We start from the raw sequence: 25,188 nt of genomic DNA on the forward strand, positions 1-25,188 counted from the left end.
GAAGCCGTCCACGACCTGGACCTCTCCGTCGCCCAGGGGCGACGTGCATCGACACCCGCCGCCCCAGACACGCCCTGCAACACGGCCCGGCAAATCCGGGGTGCAACGGACCGGCGTTGCACCCCTGAACTGCGAATATGCCCGAGAAGGAGTCGAGCCGGGTGCGTGTTGCACCGCCTGTAGTTGCGGGGCCAGCCCACAGGCTCTGGCGGGCTTGTACCGCTGGAGCCGCTCCGGCTGGTCGATCCCGAAGGTGACTCCAGGGCGCCCGGAGGCGTAACTCACTGCCTCCCCCCAGCCTGGTGAGCCCACCAGGCTGAGTAGCCGTTGCTCTATCGATCAAGGTGGTCGTGAGTTCGAGTGTGGTTGCCCGGCCGGGTGATCTTCGGCCGGTCTGGGCATGAAGGCAGGGCCTCCCGAACAGCTCGTGGGTGTCGAATCCATCCGAGCGTCAGGAGACCCTGGTGCCGCAGTCTTTCGTGCTGTCCCCCGCGTCGTCCAACTCGCCTTCCCGGTCGTGTGACTGCCTCGCCCACATGTACGGGAACGCGAGCGATCGTCCGAGCCGGGAGCCCCGATATCCGTCGGACATGACGGACGCGGAATGGGCCGAGGTCCGTGCCGCACTTCCGGTGCCGGGCTGGCTGGAGGGCCGCGGCGGACAGCCGGAGGGCTATTGCCACCGGCAGATGGTCGACGCGGTCCGCTACCTGGTCGCGGGCGGCGTCACCTGGCGGGCGATGCCCGCGGACTTCCCCGCGTGGGACCGCGTCTACGCCTTCTTCCGACGCTGGCGCGACAAAGGCCTGACGGCCGAGTTCCACGACCGGCTCCGCGACCGGATCCGTGAAGCGGCCGGCCGCGACCTGGAACCGACGGCGGGCATCATCGACGCCCAGTCGGTGAAAGGCGCCGCATCGGTGCCGGCCGCGACCAGGGGCTTCGACGGCGGCAAGAAGGTCAACGGCCGCAAGCGCCACATCGTGGTGGACACCCTCGGTCTGCTGCTGACCGTCGTGGTCACGGCGGCATCCGTCACTGACCGGGACGCGGGACAGACACTGCTGGCCCGGCTGCGCGAGCGGCACTGGCGCATCACGCTGGTCTGGGCCGACGGCGGCTACACCGGCCAACTCGTCGACCTCGCCCGCAACGTGCTGCGGATCGCGCTGACGGTGGTCAAACGCAGCGACGACACCACAGGCTTCGTCGTCCTGCCGAAAAGATGGCTGGTGGAGCGCACGTTCGCATGGCTGATGCGCTCACGCCGCCTGGCCCGCGACTACGAAGCCCGCACCGACAGCGCCGTGGCGATGATCCTGTGGTCGATGAGCATGCTCATGAGCCGTCGCCTCGCCCGGCGACGGCACTGAACATCCCCGGGCGTTCCTCTGCCAGCCATCCCCGCGCGGCCAGGCGCTTCACCTTCGACCGCACTCCCTCCACCTTCGCAGGCACCGGCTCCAGCCCGACCGCCACTGCGAGTTGCCGGCAGTCCATCGCCCCGACACCCGACCCGATCCCACCAGCCAGAACGTCCACGAGCTGCTGGTAATCCGGCGCCAGCACCGCAGCGCCGAGGCCTTCTCGCCACACCGGCACCACCGAGCCGGCCACCGCACCCACAACCCGCGCCGGCCGCCCGCCGGCCACCACGACCGGTGGCACCTCCTCGCCTCCGCACGGTTCCGCCAGGACCTCGGCCACCGTCTCCCGGGCGATCACGAACCGCTCCCACGCGGCCTCCGCCTCCCGCAGCTCGGCCTGAAGAACGTCCACTCGCTGCCGAGCGGCTCGTTCACGCTCCTCCAGCAGCCCCATCACCGACGGCATCCAGCACCTCCACCGAAGAGACGACACAACACCTCGTCCCTCCCACCGAAAGACCAGCCACATGCCTGACCAGCGCAAACACACCCATCACGCTCGGAAAGACAACGGCTTCTGAGATCGCCAAACCAGGCCTTGGCGGTGTCAGTGCAGCGGTTGAATGCCAGCATGGACATAGTTGAGGGCAGTATCGCCGCCGTCGCCGCCGCGTTCAGTGGCTGGGCCGCGTACAGCGCCATGAAGGCCGCGAGGTCGGCGGATCGTAATTCCCGGACTGCGAACCGAACTGCCGAGCTCGCCTATCAGACTGCCGAGTCCGTGGCGCAGATCGAACGCGACCGCTGGCACCGTGAGCTGACGCCCAAGATCGCATTCCGGGTGACCAAGGAACGCGGGTACGTGGAGCTGCTTGTGCTGTACGGCGGGCCCTCGTCGCTCGGCAGGCTGACCTCGGTGGAGCTGCGTGTACGCGACGACCGGGACCGCAGCAACGACCCGATCTTGGGCGGCGGGCTGACCGCGGAGGAGCGCGACGCCACGATCTGGGGCCCCTACCGGTTTCGGCACTCCACAAACAGCGCTGATGAGACCGGGCGGAGTATCGAACCGCTCTCGCTCTTGCCGGGCGAGGAGTACCGCCTGGCCCTCGACCCGACCCATCCCCATCGGCTGTACGGCGGCGGCTCGGAACAGTGGGAGAGGGACTACCGCAACAAGGAAGTCCGTCTCTGGGTCGATTGCTTTGTCGAGGGCCACAAGCAGTGGAAGCTGACCGCAGACTTGCCCCAACGGTTTGGTGAGGCGCCGACGCTTCATTGGACGTCGGCGCGGTGAGCAGTGCACGTCGGCTGCGATGCGCCGCTTTCATGTCAGTGGGTGACGGCAGTGACATTGCGTCAGGTGCTGCTGTTTGTGCTGGTGGAGGCAGTGATCGGATTTGGCGTACTGACATGGGACGGTGGGGTGGGGGTAGTGACACGGGGTGGTAGACGTGCAGGTCGTGTACTGACACGAAACCGGTAGATCTCACCTCGGCCGGACATGGTCCTCGCACTCGCTTGGGCGGGGGGCGGACGGCCGCTTTCACGCCCGGCTCGCCGAGACGCCGCCGCTGCTCCTGCTTCAGCCGGTTCCGTTTCCGGCGTTGAGGCTGGCGAGGTGTGATCACGTGGTGGTTATTGCAGCCACTGGTCGAAGGTGAATTGCATGGCACCGTGGGTGAGTGCTGCTTGGACGTCGTCGGACAGGCCGGCTGTGGCGGGTAGGGGGCTGGGTGCATCCACCAGAAGGGCTCGCCGCCGGGCGTGGCGAGTAGCGCGCCGAAGCGGAGGTCTCCGGCCAGCCAGACGAGCCCGCGTCCGTCTGTCATGTTCAGCCACGCCGTTTCCGGGACCAGACCTTTGTATGCCGCGGCCGCTGTCCCGTCGGGGGCCAGGAGCAGCAGGCGGCGTTCTGATTCCCCCCACACTGCCTCGATGCGGCATGGCCATACCTGCCAGGGCTGCTCCGTGTAGACCTTGCGCTGCGCCTGGAAGTTCGCCAGTTCCCTTCGGTCGAGGGCGGCGAGCATCAGGTGTGACAGCCCGCCGCTGAGAGCGGCACCCACCATCATCGCGAACGGCTGCGCGGCGAATACCGAACCCATGAGGGCTCCGGGGACCGCGATCGCGAACGGAGCCCAGCTGATGTGGTGTCTGGTTCTGTCGTGGTCCGTGACGGCGTCGTCGTGGACTTCTAACAGGCGTGGTGTGACCTCACCTGAAGGTTGGAGAGAGATCTGATAGCCGTACTCCCGTGCCAGCACCTTGAAGCCCCCGCCCCTGGTACGTCATGTCCGGTCAATTGAAGCGGTCACCAGCAGGTTCGTACAGGGCCGAAACCGCCACCGGCCCGGTGAGTTGCGCGCCGGGGCGTCTCGGTCAGTGAGACTGATGAGCGACGTGTGATTTTCAGTGGTTGGCGACAGCCGTCTGCACTGGACTCTGATGGCATCGGTCCTGCTGGTAGGTCCGGGTTGGGGTGTGGGGTGTCGTTCTTTTGGTGAAGGCCGCTGTCGTTTCCCACAGAAGTTCCGGTGTCGCTCGTGTAGCGCGGGTTGCGGGCCGGCTGACGGAGGCCATCGAGGTCTCCCTCCCGCCCCCCGCTCCCTGCCTCAGTCCTACGCCCAGTCCACGCCCAGCTGGGCGAGCTGCCCGGTGTCGAGCCGGTTCGGCACCTCCTCCTTCCTCGGCGAGGGTTGGGAGGTGGCCGGCCTACCCACCCTCCGCTCGATTCAGTTCCCCAGTTGGTCGACCTTGGACGATCAGGGCTGCACGCCTGTTGAGAGTGGGGCGGGGAAGGCTAGGCCGGGCCCTTCCCAGTGGCGGCGTTCAGGGCGTATATGTCGTCGCCGCTGCCGATGTACACGATTCCGTTGGCCACCGCTGGCGACGTGTGGATGAGACCGCCGGTGGTGAAAGCCCATTCCTTGGCGCCGGTGGCAGCGTCGACGGCGTACACGTTGTGGTCCTCGCTGCCGATGTACACGATTCCGTTGGCCACCGCTTGCGATGTGCGGATCCGACCGCCGGTGGTGAAGGCCCATTTCTCGGTGCCGGTGGCCGTGTCCAGGGCGTGCACCTTTGTGCCGCTGCCGATGAACACGATTCCGTCGGCGACTGTAGGGGACGCGGTGGGACTTTCGGTGGCGGTGAACGCCCATTTCTCGGTGCCGGTGGCCGTGTCCAGGGCGTGCACCTTTGTGCCGCTGCCGATGAACACGATTCCGTCGGCCACCGTAGGCGACGAGTGGATCGGACCGCCGGTGTCGGAGGCCCATTTCTCGGTGCCGGTGGCGGCGTCCAGGGCGTGCACCTTGGTGTCGCTGGCGATGTACACGATCCCGGCGGTTACCGTCGGCGACCCGGTGGGATACTGGTTGGCGAAGTCGAAGGCCCACTTTTCGGTGCCGGTGGTGGCGTCCAGGGCGTGCACTTTCGGGCCGCCGGTGTACACGATCTCGCCAGTCACCGTGGGCGACAATTCGACGGCGTAGTCGGTGGGGTGGGACCCTTTCCTTTCGCCCGTAGCCGCGTCCAGGGTGTACAGGTACGACTCACTGCCGACGTACACCTCTCCAGCGGCCACCGCCAGCGAACGGACGTTCTTGCCGGCGGTGAAGTCCCATTTCTCGGCACCTGTGTCGGCGTTCAGGGCGTACACCTCGTTGAGGGCAGCGCTGACGACGTACACCACTCCGTCAACCACCGCGAGCGACGTTGCGAATTTGATGGCGTAGCGCCACCGAAGCCGCGGGTCGGGGGGAAGCCGCGGGTCGCGGGTGGTGTGGTCGAACAGGGTGAGGGCGGCGGGGATGCAGGCGGCCGCGGCCGCGTCGGCGCCGAGCCACAGCGCGGTGCGGCGGGTGATGCGCCGGGGCGCTGGCGGGGTGCCTGCGGCCGGTCCCGGGACGCGTTCCGGTGTGGGGGCCGTGGCGGTGGGTGCCTGGTGCAGGGGGTGGGTCCGGGGGACGGTGGTGCGTCCTTCGGGGGTGTCGGGTCCGGTGCCTGTGGGTGGGCTCGCGTTCACGATGTTCGTGTGCGGGCCGGGCGGGTGGGTGTCGGGTCCGTGTGTCGGGGTGGTGGTGGGGAGTTCGCGGAGCCGGTGGTGGACCTCGGCGGCGGATGAGGGCCGGTCGTCGGGGTCCTTGGCGAGGAGGGCCAGGACGAGGTCGTCCAGGGCGGCGGGAACCTCGGGCCGGATGTCGCCTGGTGGTGTCGGGGTCGCGTGGAGGTGAGCGGCGATCATCGCGGCCATGTCGCCGACTGGGAAGGGGATGTGTCCGGTGAGGAGTTCGTGGAGGACGCAGCCTAGGGAGTACAGGTCGGACCGAGTGTCCCCGGGGAGCTCGCCGAACCGTTCGGGAGGCATGTACGCCAAGGTGCCGACGACCTTGCTTGACCGGTTCGTGGACGCCATGTACCGGGCTATGCCGAAGTCGAGGATCTTCACCCGACCGTGCGGAGAGAGGAACAGGTTTGCGGGTTTCAGGTCCCGGTGCACGACCCCGGCCGCGTGTGCCGCCTGTAGCGCCGCGGCGGTCTGCGCCGCCCACTCCACCGCTGTCGCCACCTCGGGTGGACCGTCCTGACGGAGCGCCGTGTCGAGGTCCCGCCCGGTCAGGAACTCCATCACCAGGTACAGGGTGCCGTCGTCGGGGTCCCGACCCAGGTCGAACACCGTCACCACACCCGCGTGGTTCAACCCGCCAGCGGTCTTGGCCTCACGAAAGAACAACTCCGCGCCGGAAGTGTTCCGCCGGTCGTGCGGCAACAACTTGACCGCCACTCGGCGCTCGATCAGCTGGTCACGGCCCTCCCACACCTCACCCATGCCGCCCCGTCCGACGAGCGCGACTACTGAGCTTTTCGGGTTGTCGTCGGGTAGTGACACTTGATGATCCCTGCGGTATGCCGGTGGTATGCGTTATCCGGAGGGTGGGGGCCTGACCGCTGAGCGTCGGGCGTTTCGGGAGGGGATCCGGCTCCAGGCCGGGGACCGGTTCGCGACGGGTGAGAAGACCGCGGTGATCGCGAAGGATCTGCGGGTGAGCGTGCGGTCGGTGGAACGCTGGCGCCGTGCCTGGCGCGAGGGCGGGCTTGAGGGCTTGCGATCGGCGGGTCCGGCCAACGAGCCGACTGTCACAGATGCCCAGTTCGCCGTGCTCGAGGAGGAACTCGGCAAGGGCCCGGCCGGGCACGGCTTCGAGGATCAGCGGTGGACTCTGATGCGGGTGCGGACGGTGATCCGCCGCCGGTTCGGGCTGTGCCTGTCGGTGGCGACGGTGTGGCGGCTGCTGAAGCGGCACGGCTGGTCCTGGCAGGCACCCGCCCGCAGAGCCCTCGAACGTGACGAGCACGCCATCGAACTGTGGAAGAAGGAGGTGTGGCCGCGGGTAAAAGCCTCGCGGCGGCCCACGGGGGCTGGATCGTCTTCGAGGACGAGGCCGGATTCTCCATGACGCCGCCCCGCGCCCGCACCTGGGGCCGGCGCGGACACACCCCCGTCATCCGGGTGAGGGGCAGGTCCCGCCGCCGGACCTCGGTCGCCGCCTTGTGCTGCTACAAACCCGGCGAAAAGAGCCGCCTCATCCACCGGCCCCGCAACCACCTCCTCCTCAAAGGCGCCCGGAAGAGCTTCTCCTGGAAGGACTACCGGGACCTGCTGGTGCGGGCCCATATCCAGCTCGGCGGCCCGATCGTGGTGGTCTGGGACAATCTCAACACCCACCTGGCCGCCGGGCTGAAGCGGTACGAGGCCGAGCACGACTGGCTCACCACCATCCGTCTCCCGCCCTACGCGCCCGACCTGAACCCCGTCGAGGCCGTTTGGTCACTCGTGCGCAGAGCAATGGCCAACACCGCCTTCGACACACCCGACGACCTCGACCGTGTCCTCCGCCGCGAGTTACGCAGAATCCAACTCAGACCCCACCTCATAGACGGCTGCCTCACCGCCACCGGCCTCACCCAACCGACCCCACCCTGAAAAACTCAGTAATTCGTAGCGACCACCCAAAACCCGCACAGTCACGGATATCTCCCCCGTATGGCCCATCAGGCCGGACCCGCCTCGCGAGACCACACCGAAGATCCCACACCCGCCACCCACCGGCAACGAGACCGAACCGTCCGTGGTCTCCGAAGAGTTCGTGCCGCAGGTCGGCCAGCGGTCGAGCTCCCAGGGTGTCGCGGGACAATCGCCCACATCGGCTCGCAGTTCACTGACGTGTGTTCCGGATTCTGGAACGCACGCCCAGGCCGTTCTGCCCCTGGGGCTCGCCCCAGGTCAATGGCCGTCCAGGAACAGTCAGGGACAGAGTCCCGGCAGTTCGTTCATCCACTCTTGGGCCGCCGCGAGGTTGGGGGCGGTGCCGATCGCTTGGTACGCGAAGCCGTCCCACTCTTCCAGGACGCGAGGCTCGTCGGGGCGGAGGTGGCTGGCGCCGCCGTGTACGGGCCGGTGGCGCCGGTAGATGTCCATCGGCGGGCGGCGCCGCTTGTTGTACGGGGCGAGTGGGTTGTCGGCATCGACGCGGGGGACGGCGCGGGAGGGCTGGTTGGGTGGTCCCGGTCGGCGGTGCTTGGCCATGTGCTCGATGTTCTCAGGCCGCGACAGTGGTCGGACGCGTGGCGGCGAGATCCCTGGCACGGTTCCGTACGTCGTCCACGGCGCTGGTCTCGTACAGGCGGGCCGCGTGCAGCAGCGTGTTGAGTCGGGAGGTCACGAGGGTGGAGTCGACGCGGGCCGCGTCATCGAGTGCCTGCTGGGCGGCCTCGGCCCCGGCTTCGGCCTCGCCCTCGTCGAAGAGGGCGGCGGCGAGCCCGATGCGGTCCATGACGCGTACCCGGTCGAAGCCGGGCTTGCGCAGTGCGAGGGCGTCTTCGAAGTGGATGCTCGCGTACCGGCGACCACCCTGGGCGCTCAGTTCGGCGATCGCCCGATGCCAGCGGCTACTCACCGGCGGCCCCCTTCCGTGCCTGTGCGGGTAGCCCCACGAGGCTGCCCGCACGGTCGGACATGCCACACTCCCTAGCCCCGTCCCGCCGCCGTGCAGTTCGCGCTGAACGGCGGCCTCGCCGACGACGTCGGCCACCGGAGCCTGCCGTAGCGGCGACCGGGGAAATCGGCTGCGGCCCGGCGGCGTTCGTCCCTTACCCTCCCGATCATGCGCAACTCGACGATCCGTGCGGTCAACCGGCTCACCGCACGCTGGGCCGAACAAGCCGTCGCCGGCGACACCGGCACGGTCCTCATGGCCGTGGGGGTCTGGCCCCTGCTCGCCCTCCTGGCCGACGGCGCGGCCGGCCCCGCCCGCGGGGAACTCTCCGAAGCCCTCGGCATATCCGCCGACTCGGCGGCCGCAGCCGCACGCGAACTCCTCGCCGACCTGTCCGGCGTACGGGGCCTCCAGACGGCCACGGGGCTGTGGGCCCTGCAGGAGCTGCCCCTGGAGCAGCGGTGGCTGGACGCGCTCCCGGACGGCGCGCACGGGCTGCTGACCGGCGACCCCGACACCGACGCCAAGACCCTCCACGCCTGGGCCGCCGAACGCACGGGCGGCCTGGTCGAGCGGATGCCGGTCGACTTCCCGCCGCCCCCCGGGCACACCCAGCTGGTGCTCGCCTCGGCGCTGGCCCAGCGGCTGCGCTGGATCCAGCCGTTCCGCTCCGGGATCGTCGAGCCGTCCGAAGGCCCCTGGGCCGGACGGGGCCTCACCGCGCTGCGCCGCAGCACCACCCTCCTGGACCGGGTCCGCGTGGCGCAGACCCCGGCGGGTCCGGTCACCGTGCTCGAGGTGGTCGGCGACGGCGGCGTGGACGTCCACCTGGTGCTGGGCGCACCCGGTGCGTCGCCGCGTCGGGTGCTGTCCGCAGGGGTGGACGTGGTGACCCGCGCGCTCGCGGCCACCGGCGCGAGCCTGCTGCCCGAGGGGAACCCGGGTCCCGGCCTGCGCATCGGGACAGTCCTGTCGCTGGATCCGGAGCCGTATCTCCACATCCAGACGACGGCTTTCGACGTGACCACCGAGCACGATCTCCTCGACCATCCCGGCCTGTTCGGCCTCGCCTCCGCCTCGGACACCGGCGCCGGCCACTTCCCGGGGATCAGCCCCCGCCCCCTGGCCGTGGGCTCGGCACGCCAGTCGGCGATGGCCCGCTTCCACGCCGAGGGCTTCGAGGCCGCGGCCGTGACGGCCGTCGCGGCGTACGCCGGCGCGGCCGCACCGCCCCGGTTCCGCTACCGCACCCGGCAGGCCGAGGTCTGCTTCGACCGCCCCTTCGGCTTCCTCGCCGTCCACCGCACCTCCCGCCTGGTGCTCGCAGCGGGCTGGGTCACCGATCCCCTGCCGTACGAGGAGCCTGAGTACCCCGAGTACGAGGAGTGGCAGAAGCGGGCCGAGGAAGAGGCAGCGGACGCCGAGTGGGAGGCGGAGCAGCGGGCCTCGGCGGAGCGGGCGGAGGAAGCGCAGTGAGCGTCGCCGAGGGCTCCGGCGTGCCGGAGGAGAGGCTGGGCCGCCGCCCGTGCGGCAGCCGCGGAGCAGGCGGAGGCCGACCGCGCGGCTGCGACCGCCGACGACGCGGTGCGCCAAGCCCTGCCGTGCGAGGACTGCGGGCAGCAGCGGGCGGCCGGGCTGTGCGAGCGCTGCGACCACCGCCGTCAGACCGAGGCCCTGATCGGTGAGGCCGGGCTCCTCGCCGCGGCCTGGTCCGCCGACGTGACCGACCCGGGCAACGTCGCGGCCGTCGCCGCTGGGGCCCGGACGGCCATCGGCGACAGCGTCGCCGCCGCGTGGCAGGAGTTCCTGCAGATCACCGACGTAGCCGCCCTGAAGGCCAACCCCGAGGCAGCGCAGGACGCGTACGCCTTCGCCGCGCTCCAAACCGCGCAACAGGCCGTTCAGGAGTACCAGGACACCGCCCTGGCAATGCTGGGCCGGACCGAAGGAGCCGAAGCGGGGGCCCGGCGGGCGTACAAGACCGAGCAGGGCCGCCACTGGTTCAAGCACAACCCCAACGGCGCCGACGCCATCGCCGCCGCGACCAAGGCCGCCGACACGGCCCGCGAGCGCGTAGCTGAGTACCTGCTCACGGCACGGATGGAGCAGCTGCGCGAGCTCGCCCCACGCACGGCCGGGGCGGTGATCGCATGACCGAGCTGAGCGGCGTCGACCTCGCGCGCCAGGCCCTGGTCGCGGCCCGGGAAGGGGCGAAGAAGAACGGCACCAGCCAGACGAAAAAGGTGAAGCGGCGCACCGGCACGGTCGTACGGCGTGACGGGCGCGAGCCGCTCGGGCTCGGCGCGGCGATCGGCATGATGATGACCGAGCGCGGCATGGTCGCCCCGGCTGCTGGCGGCAGCGTCCTCGCCTAGTTCGGCACCATCCTCGCCACGGCCGTGCCCGAGCTCGCCGGGCGGGTCCAGGCCGTGAAGTTCGACGCGGACACCGGCCGCCTGGACGTCATCCCCGACGCTCCGGCCGTCGGCACGAAGCTGCGCTGGAGCGCGCCGAAGCTGATCGCGACGGTGAACGAGACCGTGGCCACAGTGGATGTCCGCGCCCTGCAGGTCCTGGCGCCCGCACCCATGAAGGCCGGCCCCACCACGGTGGCGGCCGCCGCCCCGGCCCCGCAGCCGACCGCGCCCGCCGCGCCGGTGGAGCGCCCCACCCCGCCGGACGGCTACCGCCTCGCGATCGAGGCGCACCGCCAGGCCGCCCGGACCTCCCGGGTGGACCCGCACATCGCGGAAGCGGTGGAGCGGCAGACCGCCGCGATGCGGGAGCTGTTCTCCCGGGCGTTCCCCGAGCCCGACGTCGTCGCGGACGACGCACCGGCCCCGATCGAGCAGGTTCGCCTCCAGCGCTGCCGCCAGGCCGCGGCGACCGAGGCCGCCGCCCTGCGCCGGGCCCGCGCCGAACGAGCCGGAGCAACCCTGCCCTCGGCACCTCACCCCCGGCGGGCGGCCGGTGAGGTGGCATGAGCCGGCGTCGTGGCGGCGCGGGCACCGATCGTGAGCAGCGACTTCCTGGGAGGGATGACTTCGCTTCCGCAGTTCACCGAGTTGGACCGGCTGACTTCCGACAAGGTGGAGGCCCTGCGCGAACTGTTCTGCGCGTGCGCGGACCTGAGACACGAGCTCCGAAGCGCAGACGCCTTCGGATACCGCGTCTACCAATCGCTGAACAACGCCCGCCGACGCAGGGGGATCGAGCACCGCATCGCCCTCCTGGGCATGGCCGGTTCACCCCCGCGTGCACGGGAAGCAGTCCGTCTGGGCGGCGATCGTCGGAGTGGCAGGGGGGCATCCCCGCTCCGGGCGCCGGTCCTCGGAGGGTTGTGACCCCTCGGAGGGCGATGAGGACGGCCTGACCAGCCGCGGCATCGGCAAGCGCTCCACGTTGTGACGCCTCGAAGGGTCCATGTGGACCGGCTGACCATGGCCGCCCACCCGGACGGCACCGCTCGTTGTGACCCCTCGGAGGGGCGATAAGGACCGATCGGTGTCGACGTGTTCCCAGTGTGGGTGCGCTGGTTGTGACCCCTCGGAAGGCCGATGAGGATGTTCGCCATGTAAGCACCTCTGCGACGGTGTGGCCCCTTGGAGGGTCGATGAAGACGGCATCGAGCCGCCTGGGTCGCGCTGCCGCCTGCCAGTTGTGATCCCTCGGAGGGGCGATGAGGACGGCAGGTGCCGCGGCTGGCGGGGAGCTGGCGGCTGTCGGTTGTGACCCCTTGGAGAGCGATGAAGATGCCGCGCGACGGCGCCCCGCAGACGATCCGTATCGTGTTGTGACCCCTCGAAGGGATGATGAGGGCCCGCCACCATGACCGCCATAGCGGCCGACGACGCCCTATTGTGACCCCTCGGAGGATCCATGACGACGCGGCCGTCCGCTGCTGCGGGCCGTACCGACGTTCCCGTTGGGACCCCTCAGAGGGTCGATCAGGACAGCAGCCCCACCGAACTGCACCACGCCCTGTGCGCCTTTTTGTGACCCCCCTCGGAGGGGCGATGAGGACCGCCTACCTGGTGACGGAGAAGCGGCTCACCTACTAGACGAATAAGTCCGATGTCTGATCTGGTGGTTCTTGAACTTCCCGTGCGGCGGTCTGTGATCCTGGAGGGACTACGACGGAGGGAACTGCGCGTATGTCGTCCGGGTATGGCTTTCACCCGTTGTCTCTCGGTGTGAGGTTCGTGTTGGAGCTGGTGGCTCTGGTGTGCTTCGGGCTCTGGGCATGGGCTGTCGTGCCTGGTTCCCTGCGGTATGTCTGCGTGGTTGCCGTTCCCCTGATCGTGGCCGTGCTGTGGGGAGTCTTCGCCACCCCAGACGATGCATCCCGGTCCGGGAAGACCGTGATTGCGACACCTGGTCCGCTGCGGTTCCTGCTGGAGCTGGCTGTGTTCTTCGGCGGTGCCGCGGCGTTGCACGCGGCGGGATCCCGCACTCTCGCCGTGATGCTCGCCGGTGTGCTGGTCGTGTACCACCTTCTGTCGTGGGACCGGGTCTTGTGGCTGGTCAGGCATTGAGTCCGCCCCATATCAGGTTGGCGGTGCGTTCGGGAACACACAGAGGGTGTCCAAGATCGTTGCGTGACGAATGACCTGGACACTCTGCTGACCGCGCTGTACGTGAAGGTCGATGATGAGCTGGAAGCCAGCCGTTGGATGGGTAGGCCGCCGCAGCTGACCGATGCCGAGCTGGTCACCCTCGCGGTCGCGTTAGGCGCTGCTCGGCCTCCATTCCGAGACGCGTTGGTTGCGGTACGCGCACACGCACTTGGCCGCGATGTTCCCGTACCTGCCGCAGCAGTCCGGGTACAATAAGCGCCTCAAGGCGGCATTGCCACTGGTGAAGAAGGCGATACGGATGCTCGCCGTGGACACGGACTTCTGGTTCGACAATCACTGGATCGTCGACTCGACACCAGTGCCGTGTGGGATGTCCCGGCCGACAGCGAAACGTTCAGAGATGGTGGGCTGGGCCGGATATGGGTATTGCGCGTCCCACTCCCGGTTCTTCTGGGGCCTACGCCTGTAACTGGTTTGCACGCCGGTTGGCATCCCGATCCTGTGGGCCCTTGCGAACCCGAAGATGGATAAGCGCGAAGTACTGCAGTCCATGCTTGACGTCGAGGCCGGCCTGGTCACAGACAGGCCCAGACTCCTCCTGATCTCCGACAAGGGCTTCGCCTCCAAGGAGTTCGAGAACGATCTCGCGATGCGGGGGATCGAGCTGCTGAGGCCGTCGTTCAAGCGGGAGGAGAAGCGCAAGGGCGAGAGACTGCTCAAGTCCGTACGCCAGCTGATCGAGTCTGTGAACGACACGCTCAAGGGACAGTTGGGCCTGGAACAGCACGGCGGCCGCACTCGCGAGGGTGTTGCCGTCCGCGTCGCCCAGCGCATTCTCGCCATGGCCGCCACGATCTGGCACAACCACAAGACCGGAGCACCCATCATGCGCTCCCTCATCGCATTTGATCACTGAGCACATAGGACTTGCTCGTCTAGGGCCCGCCACCGCAGCTGCGCACCTGGTGCGGTGCACGGAGCCTCCGCCAACTTGAAGTCGCAGGTCAAAGGGCTGGTGTGAACGGTCCTCGGGGTACTCGTGCTGGTCGTAGGCGGGAGTCTGAGGAGAAGATCGTCTGTCAGTCGGGCGGCTTGTTTGGCCACGTGGCCGCGCCATGGAGAGTGATCCAGTAGACCCGGACCGGACAGCACGGGGTGACGCTCGCCAACTCGAGCCGATAGGTCCCGCATACACGCTGCCGAGTCTCCATCCCGTCAAGTAGTTGCTACTGTGGAAAGTAGATGCCGGGGCGTAAACAAGGGCCCCTCGGCGGCAACGGGAGGGGTGTGCCATGGGTGAACAGGCTGCTGCAGCCGCAGCATTGAAGGGGACTGCGCGGATCGAGACAACCGCGCGGGTGCGAAGCCGCTGGTACGTGGGCTACCTGTGGCTGTTCGCTGTCTGGCAGCTGGTCCTGGTTCCTGCCGTGCTGCTGTGGCACGGGGCGACGGGGGCACTGGTCAGCGCACTTGCAAATGCCCTCGTGGTCATGGGGTTGTCTTTGTTCGCCGTACGACAGCCTGTGATTCCGCGCGGCTACGGCGGCCTGCACCTCAAAGTGGTGGGTGCCTGGGCGGCTGCCTACGTCTTGGCCCTCGTGCTCGGCTTCACGGTCTTCGTGAGCAGCGTCGCCTTCGCCGCCGTGGCTGCTCTCGTATGCGCGCTGCCGGCTTCCGCGGCGGCCTGGCGGGAAGCGCGCGCCGCATGATGCCGGAAGCCTCGGTCGGTGCAGGGCAGGCCCCTCACCCGCGACACGACCTCGCTCCTCTTCTGGCCTCGGCTGTGCGTCTGTCGATCGTCGCAGCTCTCGCTGCTGTGGAGAAGGCCGAGTTCGCCTACGTGCGGGATCTCGTGGAGATCACCGACTCCGCCTTGTCGAAACAGGTCTCGCGCCTGGAACAAGCGGACTGGGTGACAGTCGAGAAAGGGCAGGTCGGACGTCGGCCGCGGACCTGGCTGCGTCTGACCGAGGACGGAGCAGATGCTTACCGGCGCCACCTTGCCGCGCTGACGGCGATCGCGGGCCCACTGCAATAGAGCGGCATGGACAGGCGAGAACGGCTGGCCACGGTGTGAGCAGCCGTTCTCAGCCAGCTGGTCGGTTTCTCCTCGGTGTCGCCCGGATGCCTTCTACGATCCGACGCATGCTGGATCCCGAACTGGTGGAACGGATCACTGCACGGCGTGCGGAACTGGACGAACTCGAAGAACGGCTGGCCAAGCAGCTGGCGGAAGTACGGGCTGAGCGTGACGAACTCGCTGTCGCCGAACGTGTCCTTGAGCGGGTGAGTGAGCAGCTCGCCGACGAACGCGCCCAGGCTGTGCCGATACCTGGCCAGGTGGGCGGCCGGGCGGTGATGCTGATCCCGCACCGCGAGCCGGGCGCGGACGAAAGCATGCTCCCGCCGGACTACCAGCGCATCCTCGCCGCCGTGCGGCAGGCCGCCGGACCAGTCATGGCCCGCGGGGTCGGCGAAGTGGTGGGGGTGGACGTCAGCGTGCGGGCCAAGCTGGAACCACTACGCAGCAAGCTGGTCAGACTCGTCGATCGCGGCTGGCTCCGGAAACTGCCCGACGGTCGGTTCACCACCCGCCTGTGACCAGGAACGCCGCTACTCGGAACGGCTCGGCACAGGCGTAACCGGGGTGCCCCCGGCGGCCGTTGGAATTGTGTGAAGAATGTCAAAAAGCGCGCCGAGAACACCTGCTCGTTTGTCTACCAGTGTCGCCTGCCGCTGTCCACGCGCACCGTCAACCACCTCGCCGATCTACTGCGGCGCCATCTGAAGGCGATTCGGTCCCGGTGGCGGATCCTGCCACCGGGGAAGATCGCGGTGATCGTCCTGGCCGTACTGCGCCACGATCAGCGCCTGGCCGACATGGCCGGCGGCAACAACGTGTCCGAGTCCACCGTCCGCCGCTGGCGCGACGAGCTGATAGGACTGCTCGCCGCCCAGGCGCCGCGCCTGGACCGCGCCTTGAAGACGGTCGCCCGGCAGGGCGGGGAGGTGGTCCTGATCGACGGCACCCTCATCCGCACCCAACGTCGCACCGGAAGGCCGATCGGCGGAACTATTCCGGCAAGCACCACAGCCATGGCCTGCACTTCCTCGCCCTGACCGACGAGAGAGGCCGTCTGATCTGGATATCCGCCGCCCGGCCCGGCCGCACCCACGACAACACCGCCGCCCGCCACGACCACATCCTGGCCCACCTGCGCGCGGCCGGCCTCGGAGCGTTGGCCGACCTCGGCTTCCGCGGCCTGGACAACGACATCCGCGACCCCGTGATCGTCACCGGCTACGCCGCCAGCCGCACCCACAAGCTCACCCCGGGTCAGAAGGACGCCAACCGCGTCCTCGCCGTCGGACGTGCACCGGTCGAGCACGGCTTCGCCCACCTCAAGAACTGGCGGATCCTCGCCAAGCTCCGTTCCGATCCCGCCCGCGCCACCCGGCTTCTGCGCGCTCTGCTCGTCCTGACGAACCTCGAAGTCAACCGCTGACGGATGATCTTCTCCGCGGACTCCCGTCCACGACCAGCATGAGCACCCCGAGGACCGTTCACACCAGCCCTTTGACCTGCGACTTCAAGTTGGCGGAGGCTCACGGTGGTGCGCATCATGGCCCCGGTGCGGTGCGGTGCGGTGCGGTGCGGTGCGGTGCGGTGCGGTGCGGTGCGGTGCGGTGCGGTGCGGTGCGGTGCGGTGCGGTGCGGTGCTCGGCGGTGGAGTCCACCCGATGGGCGCGGTGCGCACCGTCGCCGTTCCCGGTGCGGACTACACGATGGAGAGGCGCACCGGGTGGGCACGATCCGGTGCGGGATGGGCATTGAGGGCCTGGCCCACTCCGACCGCCTCCAGCTGGCGCAGGACATCGGCGACGTCCTCGTGGTCCTCGGTGAGGACGTGGAACACGAACTCGATGACGGCGTGAGCGATGCCCTCCGCCGCCCCGGGGCCGGTCTGCTCCCAGATGCGCAGGGATTTCACCAGGACGCGCCCGACGGCTTCGAGGGCGAAGGCCGCGTCGCACGGCTCATCGTCGGCCAGAGCGGTGACGGGGACGACGATCCGCTCGAGGACGTCGACGAGTAGCTCGGCCATCCGCGGCTCGGCGCCGGCGAACTCGTCGGCGGCTTCGAATTCAACGGCCTGGACGGCGCGCAGGTAGCTGAACGCGCTGATCGCCGCGTGCGGGGTCATCGGGGCGAACGGCGCGGTGGTGTCGGGCATGTCGGCTCCTTATGTACGGGCCGCCTCGCTGTTCGCGGCGGCCTCGAAACCGAGCATCGGTTCGGGGCCCTGTGGACAGAGTCCGGTGCCGGAGGGGGAGAAGTCTCCGCCCCGGATCGGCTCCAGGAGCGCGGCGCCGACGGGGCGGCGTGACGGAAGAGTGAGGGCAGGCACGGCTGAGCGGTTGGCCGCGCGGTGTGGTGTCGGCCACGGACAAATCGTCCCGGTCTAGGGGTAGTCAAGGCGAAAACGGACACCCGTCGTCGGTGATGGTCAGACCGCGGTCAAGGGGTGGCTTCGCACGGTGGCCCCGGCCCGCGCGCACTTCAGCGTGTGGGCCGGACCTGTCACCGATCCGGCTGCGACTGCCGGAGAACTGCGAGGATCCGATGACCACCGACCCCACCCGCACACTCCGCTGGCTGCGGCTGGCACAGCTGCGACGGCGGGCCCCGCTGTGAGCCCTGCGGCGAGCCCCGCTCCCAGCCCCGCAGCCGTCGGCCGCCGCCTGAGCGTTGTGGCTGATCAGGCCCCGGATTCGCCTGCCCCGGCCGGTTGCAACTCCTCTTCTCCCAGTACTGATGTACCTGGAGAAGCGTCCCGGGCCCGGAAGGCGGTGGCGAAGGCCGGCGCGGACATCCGCGGCGAGGTTTTGCTGACCCTCGCCCAGCTGCGCTTGGCCACCCCCCGCCAGCTGCAGGAGCTCCTGCTGCCGCACCAGCAGGGCACCGACCATGTACGCCGGGCGCTGCGCAACCTCCAGGACGAATCCCCGGCTCTGGTCGGCCGGACCCACCGCGCCCAGCAGAGCTACTGGTACTGCACGCCAGCGGGTCTCGCTGAAGCCGCGGCTTCCGGGGAACTCGCGCCGACGGTCGGCCGGACCACGGGCAGACGCGCGGCCAGCAAGACCGGCCTGCGCGAGCACGGCCTCGCCCTGGTCGACATCGTCGTCGCCTTCCACCAAGCGCAGGTAGCCGACCACGCGGACTGGCAGGTGGAAGTCGCCCACCCCACCCCGGCCGGGAACCTGATCCCCGACGGCGTGGTGCTCCTGGCGAGCGGCTCCAGCGCGTTCGTGGAGATCGACCGCACGATGTCCTACGCCCGCCTGGTCGCCAAACTGGAGCGCTACGACGCCTACCGCAACGCCCCGGCATCCGGCCGCGGCAACGCCGCCCGCGCACCGCGCTCCCACTGGCAGGAGACCTACGCCGGCCCGTCCCTGGAGCGGCCGTTCCCGTCGGTGCTGTTCGTCTTCGCCCCGGCCCCACGCCGCGCGGCGCCGGCCACGAGGGAGGCCGCCTTCCACGAGCGGGCCCGCCGGGTGGGGAGCGTGAACTACCGGCTCACCGTGGCGACCACGACCCTGCCCATCCTGACCCGCGACAGAGCCGACGGGCCTGTGTGGCGGGTCGTCGGGAACGGCCACGGCGAGGAACGCCGCGCCCTGGCCGCACTGCCGAAGGCACGGTGAGGCCAGGCCCTGCGAGCTGAGGGCAAGCCCCAGGCGAGCCTGGGCAAGTCACCCGTGAGGGCGGCTTGCCCACCCCGGCCGGAGGCGCTCCGGCCAGGCGGCGTCGGTCACGGCCCCCTGGGCTTCCCGGCGAGCCGCGGCTGGCCGATGCCGGGTTGACCTGTGACAGCGAAGTTGGACGGATTGCCACCGAAGTTGGACCAACGCTGTTTAGCGACGAGAAAGTTGGACCGATTGGGGTGTGTGCATGCTCGGTGCGGGTGCCTCGCTGGGGTGCTTCGCGGGGTTTTGGTATGTGATCGTGTGGCTGGCTTCTACCGTCGCAGGTGACGAGCCCGCCGAGGTGCGCGGGCGTTGAGGCGAGAGTGGGCGGAAGCGGTGCCGTCGTTGATGGCCGCGTTGCAGGCCAGAGCAGACAAGGCCCAGATGTGGGCCGGGCGGGACGGTGGCTGCGGGCCCACCGGATTTCCGGGCGGTCAGGCCGTCATGCTAACTAGGATTGACCCATGACTAGTCGACGTCAGCTGATACTTCGCCTGTCACTGCCCCTGCCCCTGCTGTTGGCGTCCACGCTCTCCCTGGCGGCCTGCAGCTCGACGCCCTCCAAGGCGACGGTGGCGGCGCGCGAGTTTGCCAAGTCCGCCTGCGCCTCCCTGCAGCAGCTGACCGACCAACTCGCCCGCCCCCGGCCGTCAAATCTGACCGACCCCTACTACCAGGCCGCCGAGCAGTACCTGAACACGGCGACCAACCGCGCCGCCGACGCGGCTCAACAGGACCACGGCTACCAGGAGTTCGCCGACACCCTGCACCGGGCGGCCGAGACCTGGCAGGTCACCTTCACGCTGGACGAGGCCGAGCCGCTGATCCAGCAGGCGCGGAAGGAGAAGTGCTGACGCTCTCGACGTGAACCTAGTCGGGTGCAGATCTTCTGGGTGTGCCTGTTCGTCCTGGCTGACCTGCCGTTGCCCCTTCGAGCCCCTCAGGCGGAACCCCTGGTGCTCGGATCACTCCTTCGAGCAGGAGTTCACCAGAGGCTGTGACCAGCGGGAATGTGCGGCATGCGGAACCTCCACGGCCCACCTCGAGCCGTCCCGCGCCCGCCAGTGGTGCTCGGGCACGTGCCGGCAAAGAGCGGTCCTCCGGCGAGCCGGACTCCGGGATCGCGCAGCTCAAGCCCCTGCCGGTCCAGCTTCGCTGTCACCAACCATGCAGTGATCCATCTTCGCTGGCGTAAACAGCCGTCCGTCCAACTTCGATGACAAGTGGTCCAGCTTCGCTGTCACAGGTCACGGGTGACCGATGACCGGTCACCGCCTCGGTCGGGAGTTGCACGGGTCGGTCACGGCGCTGACGTGCTGTTTGACCGATTGCCGGGGACGGATCGGTCACGGCAGGCCCGCCGACCGGTCACGCGTTCTGCTGGGCAAGCCCTTGGCGCGGAGGGCTTGCCCAGCGTTCGGATCGCGTGGCGGGATGATTCCCGAGGTCGTGGCGTCACCGTCTGGGACGCGCCGGCCCGGAGCCGGCCGACGCCACCTCGCCAGCCGTAGACCAGATTCATGAGCGAAGACAAGCAGGAGAATCCGTCCGGACCTGAGTTCCACGATCCCAGCGCCATGTGGCGCGCACTGACCCGACTTCACGCATCCCACCCCGAAGCGCCCGACCGCTCTCTTCCCTTTCTGAGGCCGGAGGCGCTGCTGTCTCTCACACGGCCGGAACTCCTCTGGAGGGTGCGGGTGGAGCTGGCAGGCGGGGAGACCATGGCCGACCTGCACGACCTGGTAGCGGATTTGGTGCCTGCCCTGGATACGGACGACAGGCGTGCTCTTCCCGGGGAGACGTTGGAAATCGTGGTGGGCACGCGTCACGAACTCGTCCTGCACCCGGCCCACGTTCACGGGCTCACCCAGCTCCTGCGCCAGGCCGTCGGCACCATCGGGGCCCGCAGAACGGCCGGGGGCGGCCAGTGCTTCCACTGCGCCAGCACCGGCCGTGCCCACCCGCTGTGGGAGCCGGCCGCCAGCCAATCCTGAGCGCCTGGGCAGGCCCAAGGTGACCCTGGGCAAGCCCTTCGCGAGGGCGGCTTGCCCAGGGCCTGTGGTCATGGGCTCCCGTCCCGGGCGCAGGACGTCGGCGTAGATCCGGGCCCGGACACCGGGCTCGCCGGGATCCCGGCGTACGGGGGCGATGCCTGAGGTTGCCCAGCGCTCTTCCAGCGTGACCATGACGGCTCGGACGGTGTCCTCGTCCCCGCCGGTGATGTCCAGCACCACCAGGCCGGGCTCCGCGATGTGCTGCTCGTCGATCGGCTTCACGACCGCTGCGACGGCGGTGGAACCGGGGCGGTTCGCCGGCGGCTTCGGCTCCACTCGCACGAGGGAGTGGAATCTGGCTCCGGCCGCGGGCATCGTCCGGTAGGACGCTCTCGTGCTGTCGGGGTGCGGCCCCCGTCGCGGCTCCTGTGGCCAGGGCCGCACCCCGTACTACTGAACGTACCTCGCGGCCGGAGACGCCAGTGCGGCTGTCCGCGAGCTGCTGCCTTCGGCGTGCGTCACCCGTTCGCGCGCGGCCGGGTGCCGGTGGGGAGTGACGGGAACAGGCCGGGCGCATGGCTGCCAAGCTGATCGTCTACCCGCCCGACGAGCAGGGCTGGCGCCGGGTGCGCTACGACGGCGTCGCCATCGGCGTCGCGCACCGCCCGTCCGACATCCGGGTCTTCCTCGCCGACGCCGGGCTGGAGAACGCCGAGGACGTCGACCTCACCGACCCCGACTTCGTGGAATGGCGCGGCGCAGGCCCCGAGGCGTGGGACCCCTCCGCCTGAAGCACCCTCCACACCGGCGGAAATGCTCCTCCGTGCCGAGCCGCAGCGACGCCAGGGCGGTGCTAGACGCGGGGCAGCCAGCCGTCGGCGAAGTCGGATCGCTCCCGTGCGCGCTGCGCCTTCTCCTCGAGGAGTCGGCGGAAGCCTGCCAGGGCGTAGCGTTCCCCGGTGCCCGCTCGGGGCCCGGGGATGCCGGCCACGGTGGCCATGCACTGCTGGGGCTGGGGCTGCCAGCCGGTGACCAGCACCCGTAGGCGCATGCGCTCGGCGCGCCGGTGCAGGTTCAGGAGGTGGAGCAGGCCGTCGACGTCCATGGCCGCAACAGCGTGCAGGTCCACCAGGAGATCTCGCTCGTCCATGGTCGCGTGGTCCAGCGCGCGCTGGAGGACTTCTCCCGCACCCTCGTCGAGCTCCCCGGTGGCGCTGATCAGAATCGAGCTGCCACAGTGCCGGACGTCCACGTTGATCAATTTCTGCTCCCGTCACCCGAAGGCTCAGGACCTACGGGGCCCCATCGTGGCCCGTACGGCTTGGGGCTGGTGTGCGGCGCGCTGAGGCGCGCGTAGAGGCCGGGACCGGGGTTGCACCGGGAGGAGGCTGGACCGTTGCTTGGAGGGTTGCTTTCAGCGGGGGACCGAGGGTGTGACCGGAGGTGAGACCCTCCTAAATCGGACATGGTCTGTTCTTGCAGATCAGACCCGGTGGGCAAGCCCCCTGGCGAGGAGGACACCTCTAATTCGTTAGTAATTAGAGGTTCTGGATCTCTGAGGGGCCGGGGTGGCGTTGTCCAGCCCAGGGCAGGACGTGTGTGGTCCGGTCGGTGCCGTGGTGACCCCTACGACACCTCCGACCGTGCGAGGTCTTTGAAAAGACTGGTGGCGCTGGGCGCCGGCCGGTCCTCGCACGTTCTGCCCCCGCGGGCCCGTCGGGTTCGGGATCCTCGATGGATGAGCTGCCGCACGGTGACGCGTTTCTCCTCACGAGCTTCGAGCTCTGGACACGGCGTGCGCCCGTGCGGTTTGGCGGTGCCGCGCACGGCTGATGAGGTGGCGGACCACAGAGTCCTGGAATTAGTGCGCCGTGCGGCCCCGCGTGCTCGTCTTCGAGAACGGCACCGGCGAAGGGGCGGGATCCATGGACATGTTCTGCGGGATCGACTGGGCGGAGGGACACCACGACGTCGCGCTGGTCGATGACACCGGCAGGCTGCTGGCCAAGTGCCGGATCAACGACGACCTGGACGGCTACCGGCTGCTGCTCGACCTGCTGGCGGAACACGGCGACACTGCGGAGACGCCGATCCCGGTGGCCATCGAGACCAGCCGCGGCCTGCTCGTCGCCACGTTGCGGCAGGGCCCCCGGAAGATCTACGCCGTCAACCCCATGGCCGCCTCCCGCTACCGAGACAGGCACGGGGTCAGCCGTAAGAAGTCCGACCCCGGCGACGCCCTGGTCCTGGCGAACATCATCCGCACCGACGCACCGATGCACCGGCCGCTGCCCGCCGACACCGACCTGGCCCAAGCGGTCGCTGTCCTGGCCCGCGCACAGCAGGACGCGGTCTGGAACCGCCAGCAGGTCGCCAATCAGCTCCGGTCCCTACTGAGGGAGTACTTCCCGGCGATGATCGAGGCGTTCAGGGACAAGCCGGGAACCCTGACCCGCCCTGATGCCCGCCGCATCCTGGCCATTGCGCCCACACCTGCCCTGGCCGCCAAGCTGCAGATGTGGAGGCTGACCGCCATGCTCCGGCGGGCCGGCCGCCGCCGGGGCATCGAGACGGACGCGGAACGAATCCAGCAGCTTTTCCGCGAGGAGGCCCCGCGGCAGCTGCCCCTTGTCGAGGACGCCATGGGCAAGCAGGCACTGGCCCTGCTGCTGCAGCTGGACGCGGCCTGCGAGGCGGTCGATGCCCTGGCGCGGGCTACCGAGGAGGCCTTTCGGGCACACCCTGACGCGGCGATCATGCTGAGCTTCCCCGGGATCGGCCCCCAGGTCGGTGCCCGCATTCTGGGCGAGATCGGCGACGACCGGACCCGGTTCGCCACGGCTGGAGGGCTGAAGGCGTACGCCGGCTCGGCTCCGATCACGCGTGCCTCTGGCAAGCGCCGCTACGTTGGACGTCGGTTCGTGAAGAACAACCGGCTCAACCACGTCGGTCACCTGTGGGCCTTCGCCTCCCTCAGCGGTTCAAGCGGTGCGGACGCCCACTACCGACGCCGCCGAGCAGGAGGGGACTGGCACATGCAGGCTCTGCGGCACCTGTTCAACCGGATGCTCGGCCAACTCCATCACTGCCTCTTGGCGCGGGTCCCGTTCAATGAAGCGATCGCCTTCCCCGCAGAGCCCCAGCCAGCAGGAACAGCCACTGCGTGAACGGGACGGGGCAGCTTGTTCAGGGGCGGTGGGGGAGACGATCATTCGGTCATGAGACCCGAAGTGCAGACGTTCGTTGCCGACGGACCGCTTCCCGACTGGGACGCGAGCGAGGAAGAGATCGACCGGCGTGAACGCCAGCTGGCGGCGATCTCCCGCCCTGTCACGTCCGAAGAGGCCGCTGCCCTGGCCACCTGCTTCGGCCCCGACGACTGCTACGGCGTCGCCTGGGCGCTCGTGCACCTGATCGAGACGGCTCCCAGTCCGGTGCCACAGTGGGAGGATCCGGGTCCGGAAGCCGGAGACTGGGCCGAGGTTCTGCGGGCGCGATGGGGCGGCGGCTTGACGCCTTAACTGCATGAGGTGTCTTTCCTCGCGATAGCCGAGGGAAGAGGTCTGCTTCGAGTTGGGGGCCAGCGGCGACGCGACGGGTACATGTACTGACTGGCGCCACGTAGGCGACCCGTTGTTGCGCGAGCGCCTTGCAGCAGGGTGCCGTGCCGCATCCTTCCGGGACCCTCGCTGCCCAGGCCGCAGGGCTATCTGGTGACTGCTTGTGGCGTCCGTGTGCTGCTGTGTGTCGGCGGGAATGCAGGGTCGGCGAAACGGTTCACTACAGTGCCGCCCGCCGAGAGGAACCCGCCCATGAGCACCCCAGCACCCCGCCCCTCGGTCGCGACCTGGGCTCCTTCCCAGTCCGGACCGTGCGTGCGCTGGCTTGTTGACTGCACTGACGGTGTTCACGCCCCGGCGCCGTGATTCGGAGTAGGGCGGCGGTCAGACCCTGACCGCCCGTTCTCGATGACGAGGGCCAACCCGCTCGCGCCAGGCGTTCGGGGCCCAGGAAGCGGATATCGCCGCGTCGGAACGCCGAGGATCGATAGGGGGACGAACTGCGCCTGACTATGGGACAGTTCATGATGTCGTGCCACCGACTGCCGGGGGGAAGGGCGGAATATGGCGCACGAAGAGAAGGACATGCTGACGGCTCGCGAGGTGAGCTACTTGTGGCCGGGCGTCCGTACTCACTCGGTGCATGTGAATGCGCTGGCCCATGGGGTGCGGATGGGAACGGAGAGCTGGCTGACCACTACGGGGTACGCCCACAAGGAGTGGTATAACGCCGACGACGTGCGCCGAGTGGCCCCGCAGGTAGCAGCCGAGCCACTCAAGGGGCCGTCCCAGGTTCCGTGCTGTCTGGTGCTGATCGTTCTGGCAGCGGCACCGCTCGTGTGGCTGGCGATACAAATAGAAAGCGCAGGCGGGTGGTGAAGGTCAAGTGTGTGGCTGCGCGGCCGGCCAGCCGCGAGATGCTGGGGTGTCAA

At 69.2% G+C, this 25,188-nt stretch carries 27 protein-coding genes and 2 pseudogenes; 22 read left to right on the forward strand and 7 right to left on the reverse strand.

Features of this window, described 5'->3' with window-relative positions; all coding sequences use genetic code 11:
* Nucleotides 1-590: 590 nt before the first annotated feature.
* On the forward strand, nucleotides 591-1,373 hold the full coding sequence (locus OG737_RS33745; protein ID WP_405922384.1) for an IS5 family transposase: 783 nt from the start codon (nucleotides 591-593) through the stop codon (nucleotides 1,371-1,373).
* Here the strand turns inward: OG737_RS33745 and OG737_RS33750 are convergent.
* Nucleotides 1,339-1,833, reverse strand: coding sequence for a hypothetical protein (locus tag OG737_RS33750; protein ID WP_331742794.1), 495 nt, complete (start codon nucleotides 1,831-1,833; stop codon nucleotides 1,339-1,341). The two genes, OG737_RS33745 and OG737_RS33750, sit on opposite strands and share 35 nt — an antisense overlap.
* Before the next feature lie 165 nt (nucleotides 1,834-1,998).
* Here OG737_RS33750 and OG737_RS33755 point away from each other — a divergent pair, with 165 nt between their 5' ends.
* The gene (locus OG737_RS33755) at nucleotides 1,999-2,664 is read left to right on the forward strand and encodes a hypothetical protein (RefSeq protein WP_405676360.1); all 666 of its coding nucleotides are present in this window, start codon (nucleotides 1,999-2,001) and stop codon (nucleotides 2,662-2,664) included.
* 1,506 nt (nucleotides 2,665-4,170) lie between these two features.
* Here the strand turns inward: OG737_RS33755 and OG737_RS33760 are convergent.
* Nucleotides 4,171-6,261 carry a PQQ-binding-like beta-propeller repeat protein gene (locus tag OG737_RS33760; protein WP_405922385.1) on the reverse strand — a complete coding sequence of 697 codons (2,091 nt, stop codon included), beginning with the start codon at nucleotides 6,259-6,261 and terminating at the stop codon, nucleotides 4,171-4,173.
* Nucleotides 6,262-6,289: 28 nt separating this feature from the next.
* Between OG737_RS33760 and OG737_RS33765 the strand changes: the two genes are divergently transcribed.
* Both OG737_RS33765 and OG737_RS33770 read left to right on the forward strand, forming a co-directional pair.
* Nucleotides 6,290-6,829 (forward strand): winged helix-turn-helix domain-containing protein, encoded by a 540-nt coding sequence (locus OG737_RS33765; protein WP_331742905.1) that lies wholly within the window; start codon nucleotides 6,290-6,292, stop codon nucleotides 6,827-6,829.
* Nucleotides 6,826-7,356 carry a transposase gene (locus tag OG737_RS33770; protein WP_331743259.1) on the forward strand — a complete coding sequence of 177 codons (531 nt, stop codon included), beginning with the start codon at nucleotides 6,826-6,828 and terminating at the stop codon, nucleotides 7,354-7,356. The genes OG737_RS33765 and OG737_RS33770 overlap by 4 nt, the downstream gene beginning before the upstream one ends.
* 321 nt (nucleotides 7,357-7,677) lie before the next feature.
* On the opposite strand, the gene OG737_RS33775 is transcribed toward OG737_RS33770, so the two are convergent.
* Nucleotides 7,678-7,959, reverse strand: coding sequence for a DUF6087 family protein (locus OG737_RS33775; RefSeq protein ID WP_405676356.1), 282 nt, complete (start codon nucleotides 7,957-7,959; stop codon nucleotides 7,678-7,680).
* A gap of 13 nt (nucleotides 7,960-7,972) precedes the next feature.
* Nucleotides 7,973-8,329 (reverse strand): hypothetical protein, encoded by a 357-nt coding sequence (locus OG737_RS33780; protein WP_405676354.1) that lies wholly within the window; start codon nucleotides 8,327-8,329, stop codon nucleotides 7,973-7,975.
* A gap of 207 nt (nucleotides 8,330-8,536) precedes the next feature.
* Here OG737_RS33780 and OG737_RS33785 point away from each other — a divergent pair, with 207 nt between their 5' ends.
* The 11 genes and pseudogenes from OG737_RS33785 to OG737_RS33835 all read left to right on the forward strand — a co-directional run bounded on the left by OG737_RS33785 (nucleotide 8,537) and on the right by OG737_RS33835 (nucleotide 16,451).
* Nucleotides 8,537-9,844: a serpin family protein gene (locus tag OG737_RS33785; RefSeq protein ID WP_405676352.1), complete on the forward strand. Its 1,308-nt coding sequence runs from the start codon at nucleotides 8,537-8,539 to the stop codon at nucleotides 9,842-9,844.
* A gap of 108 nt (nucleotides 9,845-9,952) precedes the next feature.
* Nucleotides 9,953-10,522: a hypothetical protein gene (locus tag OG737_RS33790; protein WP_405676350.1), complete on the forward strand. Its 570-nt coding sequence runs from the start codon at nucleotides 9,953-9,955 to the stop codon at nucleotides 10,520-10,522.
* The gene (locus OG737_RS33795; RefSeq protein ID WP_405676348.1) at nucleotides 10,519-10,743 is read left to right on the forward strand and encodes a hypothetical protein; all 225 of its coding nucleotides are present in this window, start codon (nucleotides 10,519-10,521) and stop codon (nucleotides 10,741-10,743) included. Before OG737_RS33790 ends, OG737_RS33795 begins: the two co-directional genes overlap by 4 nt.
* A 24-nt stretch (nucleotides 10,744-10,767) precedes the next feature.
* The gene (locus tag OG737_RS33800; protein WP_405676346.1) at nucleotides 10,768-11,352 is read left to right on the forward strand and encodes a DUF721 domain-containing protein; all 585 of its coding nucleotides are present in this window, start codon (nucleotides 10,768-10,770) and stop codon (nucleotides 11,350-11,352) included.
* A gap of 1,218 nt (nucleotides 11,353-12,570) precedes the next feature.
* Nucleotides 12,571-12,903: a YrdB family protein gene (locus OG737_RS33805; RefSeq protein WP_405676344.1), complete on the forward strand. Its 333-nt coding sequence runs from the start codon at nucleotides 12,571-12,573 to the stop codon at nucleotides 12,901-12,903.
* A gap of 63 nt (nucleotides 12,904-12,966) precedes the next feature.
* A pseudogene (locus OG737_RS33810) lies at nucleotides 12,967-13,861 on the forward strand (IS982 family transposase).
* Nucleotides 13,862-14,237: 376 nt separating this feature from the next.
* Nucleotides 14,238-14,654 (forward strand): hypothetical protein, encoded by a 417-nt coding sequence (locus tag OG737_RS33815; protein WP_405676342.1) that lies wholly within the window; start codon nucleotides 14,238-14,240, stop codon nucleotides 14,652-14,654.
* Nucleotides 14,651-14,983, forward strand: a complete 333-nt coding sequence (locus OG737_RS33820) for a winged helix-turn-helix domain-containing protein (RefSeq protein WP_405676340.1) — start codon at nucleotides 14,651-14,653, stop codon at nucleotides 14,981-14,983. Before OG737_RS33815 ends, OG737_RS33820 begins: the two co-directional genes overlap by 4 nt.
* Before the next feature lie 107 nt (nucleotides 14,984-15,090).
* Entirely contained in the window at nucleotides 15,091-15,546 is a 456-nt protein-coding gene (locus tag OG737_RS33825; protein ID WP_373914526.1) for a hypothetical protein, read from the forward strand.
* Between the two features lie 72 nt (nucleotides 15,547-15,618).
* Nucleotides 15,619-16,065: a hypothetical protein gene (locus tag OG737_RS33830; protein WP_405681525.1), complete on the forward strand. Its 447-nt coding sequence runs from the start codon at nucleotides 15,619-15,621 to the stop codon at nucleotides 16,063-16,065.
* Nucleotides 16,047-16,451 (forward strand): transposase family protein, encoded by a 405-nt coding sequence (locus OG737_RS33835; RefSeq protein ID WP_405681274.1) that lies wholly within the window; start codon nucleotides 16,047-16,049, stop codon nucleotides 16,449-16,451. The genes OG737_RS33830 and OG737_RS33835 overlap by 19 nt, the downstream gene beginning before the upstream one ends.
* A 273-nt stretch (nucleotides 16,452-16,724) precedes the next feature.
* On the opposite strand, the gene OG737_RS33840 is transcribed toward OG737_RS33835, so the two are convergent.
* Complete coding sequence (locus OG737_RS33840; RefSeq protein ID WP_405676334.1) at nucleotides 16,725-17,180, reverse strand: hypothetical protein; 456 nt, start codon at nucleotides 17,178-17,180, stop codon at nucleotides 16,725-16,727.
* Between the two features lie 616 nt (nucleotides 17,181-17,796).
* On the opposite strand from OG737_RS33840, the gene OG737_RS33845 reads away from it, so the two are divergent.
* The 3 genes from OG737_RS33845 (at nucleotide 17,797) to OG737_RS33855 (ending at nucleotide 20,696) form a co-directional block, all read left to right on the forward strand.
* Nucleotides 17,797-18,657, forward strand: a complete 861-nt coding sequence (locus OG737_RS33845) for a replication-relaxation family protein (RefSeq protein ID WP_405676332.1) — start codon at nucleotides 17,797-17,799, stop codon at nucleotides 18,655-18,657.
* Nucleotides 18,658-19,163: 506 nt separating this feature from the next.
* Nucleotides 19,164-19,553, forward strand: a complete 390-nt coding sequence (locus tag OG737_RS33850) for a hypothetical protein (protein ID WP_405676328.1) — start codon at nucleotides 19,164-19,166, stop codon at nucleotides 19,551-19,553.
* A 666-nt stretch (nucleotides 19,554-20,219) separates the two neighbouring features.
* A complete protein-coding gene (locus OG737_RS33855) occupies nucleotides 20,220-20,696 on the forward strand; it encodes a hypothetical protein (RefSeq protein ID WP_405681524.1) in 477 nt (158 codons plus the stop codon).
* A 99-nt stretch (nucleotides 20,697-20,795) separates the two neighbouring features.
* On the opposite strand, the pseudogene OG737_RS33860 reads toward OG737_RS33855, so the two are convergent.
* Nucleotides 20,796-21,071 (reverse strand): annotated as a pseudogene (locus OG737_RS33860) (DUF6207 family protein); the annotation flags it as partial.
* A 200-nt stretch (nucleotides 21,072-21,271) separates the two neighbouring features.
* Here OG737_RS33860 and OG737_RS33865 point away from each other — a divergent pair.
* A complete protein-coding gene (locus tag OG737_RS33865) occupies nucleotides 21,272-21,487 on the forward strand; it encodes a hypothetical protein (RefSeq protein ID WP_405676326.1) in 216 nt (71 codons plus the stop codon).
* 62 nt (nucleotides 21,488-21,549) lie between these two features.
* Here the strand turns inward: OG737_RS33865 and OG737_RS33870 are convergent, their stop codons facing one another.
* Nucleotides 21,550-21,948, reverse strand: a complete 399-nt coding sequence (locus tag OG737_RS33870; RefSeq protein WP_405681273.1) for an STAS domain-containing protein — start codon at nucleotides 21,946-21,948, stop codon at nucleotides 21,550-21,552.
* A gap of 673 nt (nucleotides 21,949-22,621) precedes the next feature.
* Between OG737_RS33870 and OG737_RS33875 the strand changes: the two genes are divergently transcribed.
* From OG737_RS33875 to OG737_RS33885, 3 genes are all read left to right on the forward strand, one after another.
* Nucleotides 22,622-23,863, forward strand: a complete 1,242-nt coding sequence (locus OG737_RS33875; RefSeq protein ID WP_405681271.1) for an IS110 family transposase — start codon at nucleotides 22,622-22,624, stop codon at nucleotides 23,861-23,863.
* Between the two features lie 51 nt (nucleotides 23,864-23,914).
* Complete coding sequence (locus OG737_RS33880) at nucleotides 23,915-24,217, forward strand: hypothetical protein (protein WP_405676324.1); 303 nt, start codon at nucleotides 23,915-23,917, stop codon at nucleotides 24,215-24,217.
* Between the two features lie 603 nt (nucleotides 24,218-24,820).
* Nucleotides 24,821-25,135, forward strand: coding sequence for a hypothetical protein (locus OG737_RS33885; RefSeq protein ID WP_266945521.1), 315 nt, complete (start codon nucleotides 24,821-24,823; stop codon nucleotides 25,133-25,135).
* Nucleotides 25,136-25,188: the final 53 nt, after the last annotated feature.

The sequence above is a fragment of the Streptomyces sp. NBC_00122 genome (assembly GCF_045160845.1).
Lineage (GTDB): Bacteria > Actinomycetota > Actinomycetes > Streptomycetales > Streptomycetaceae > Streptomyces.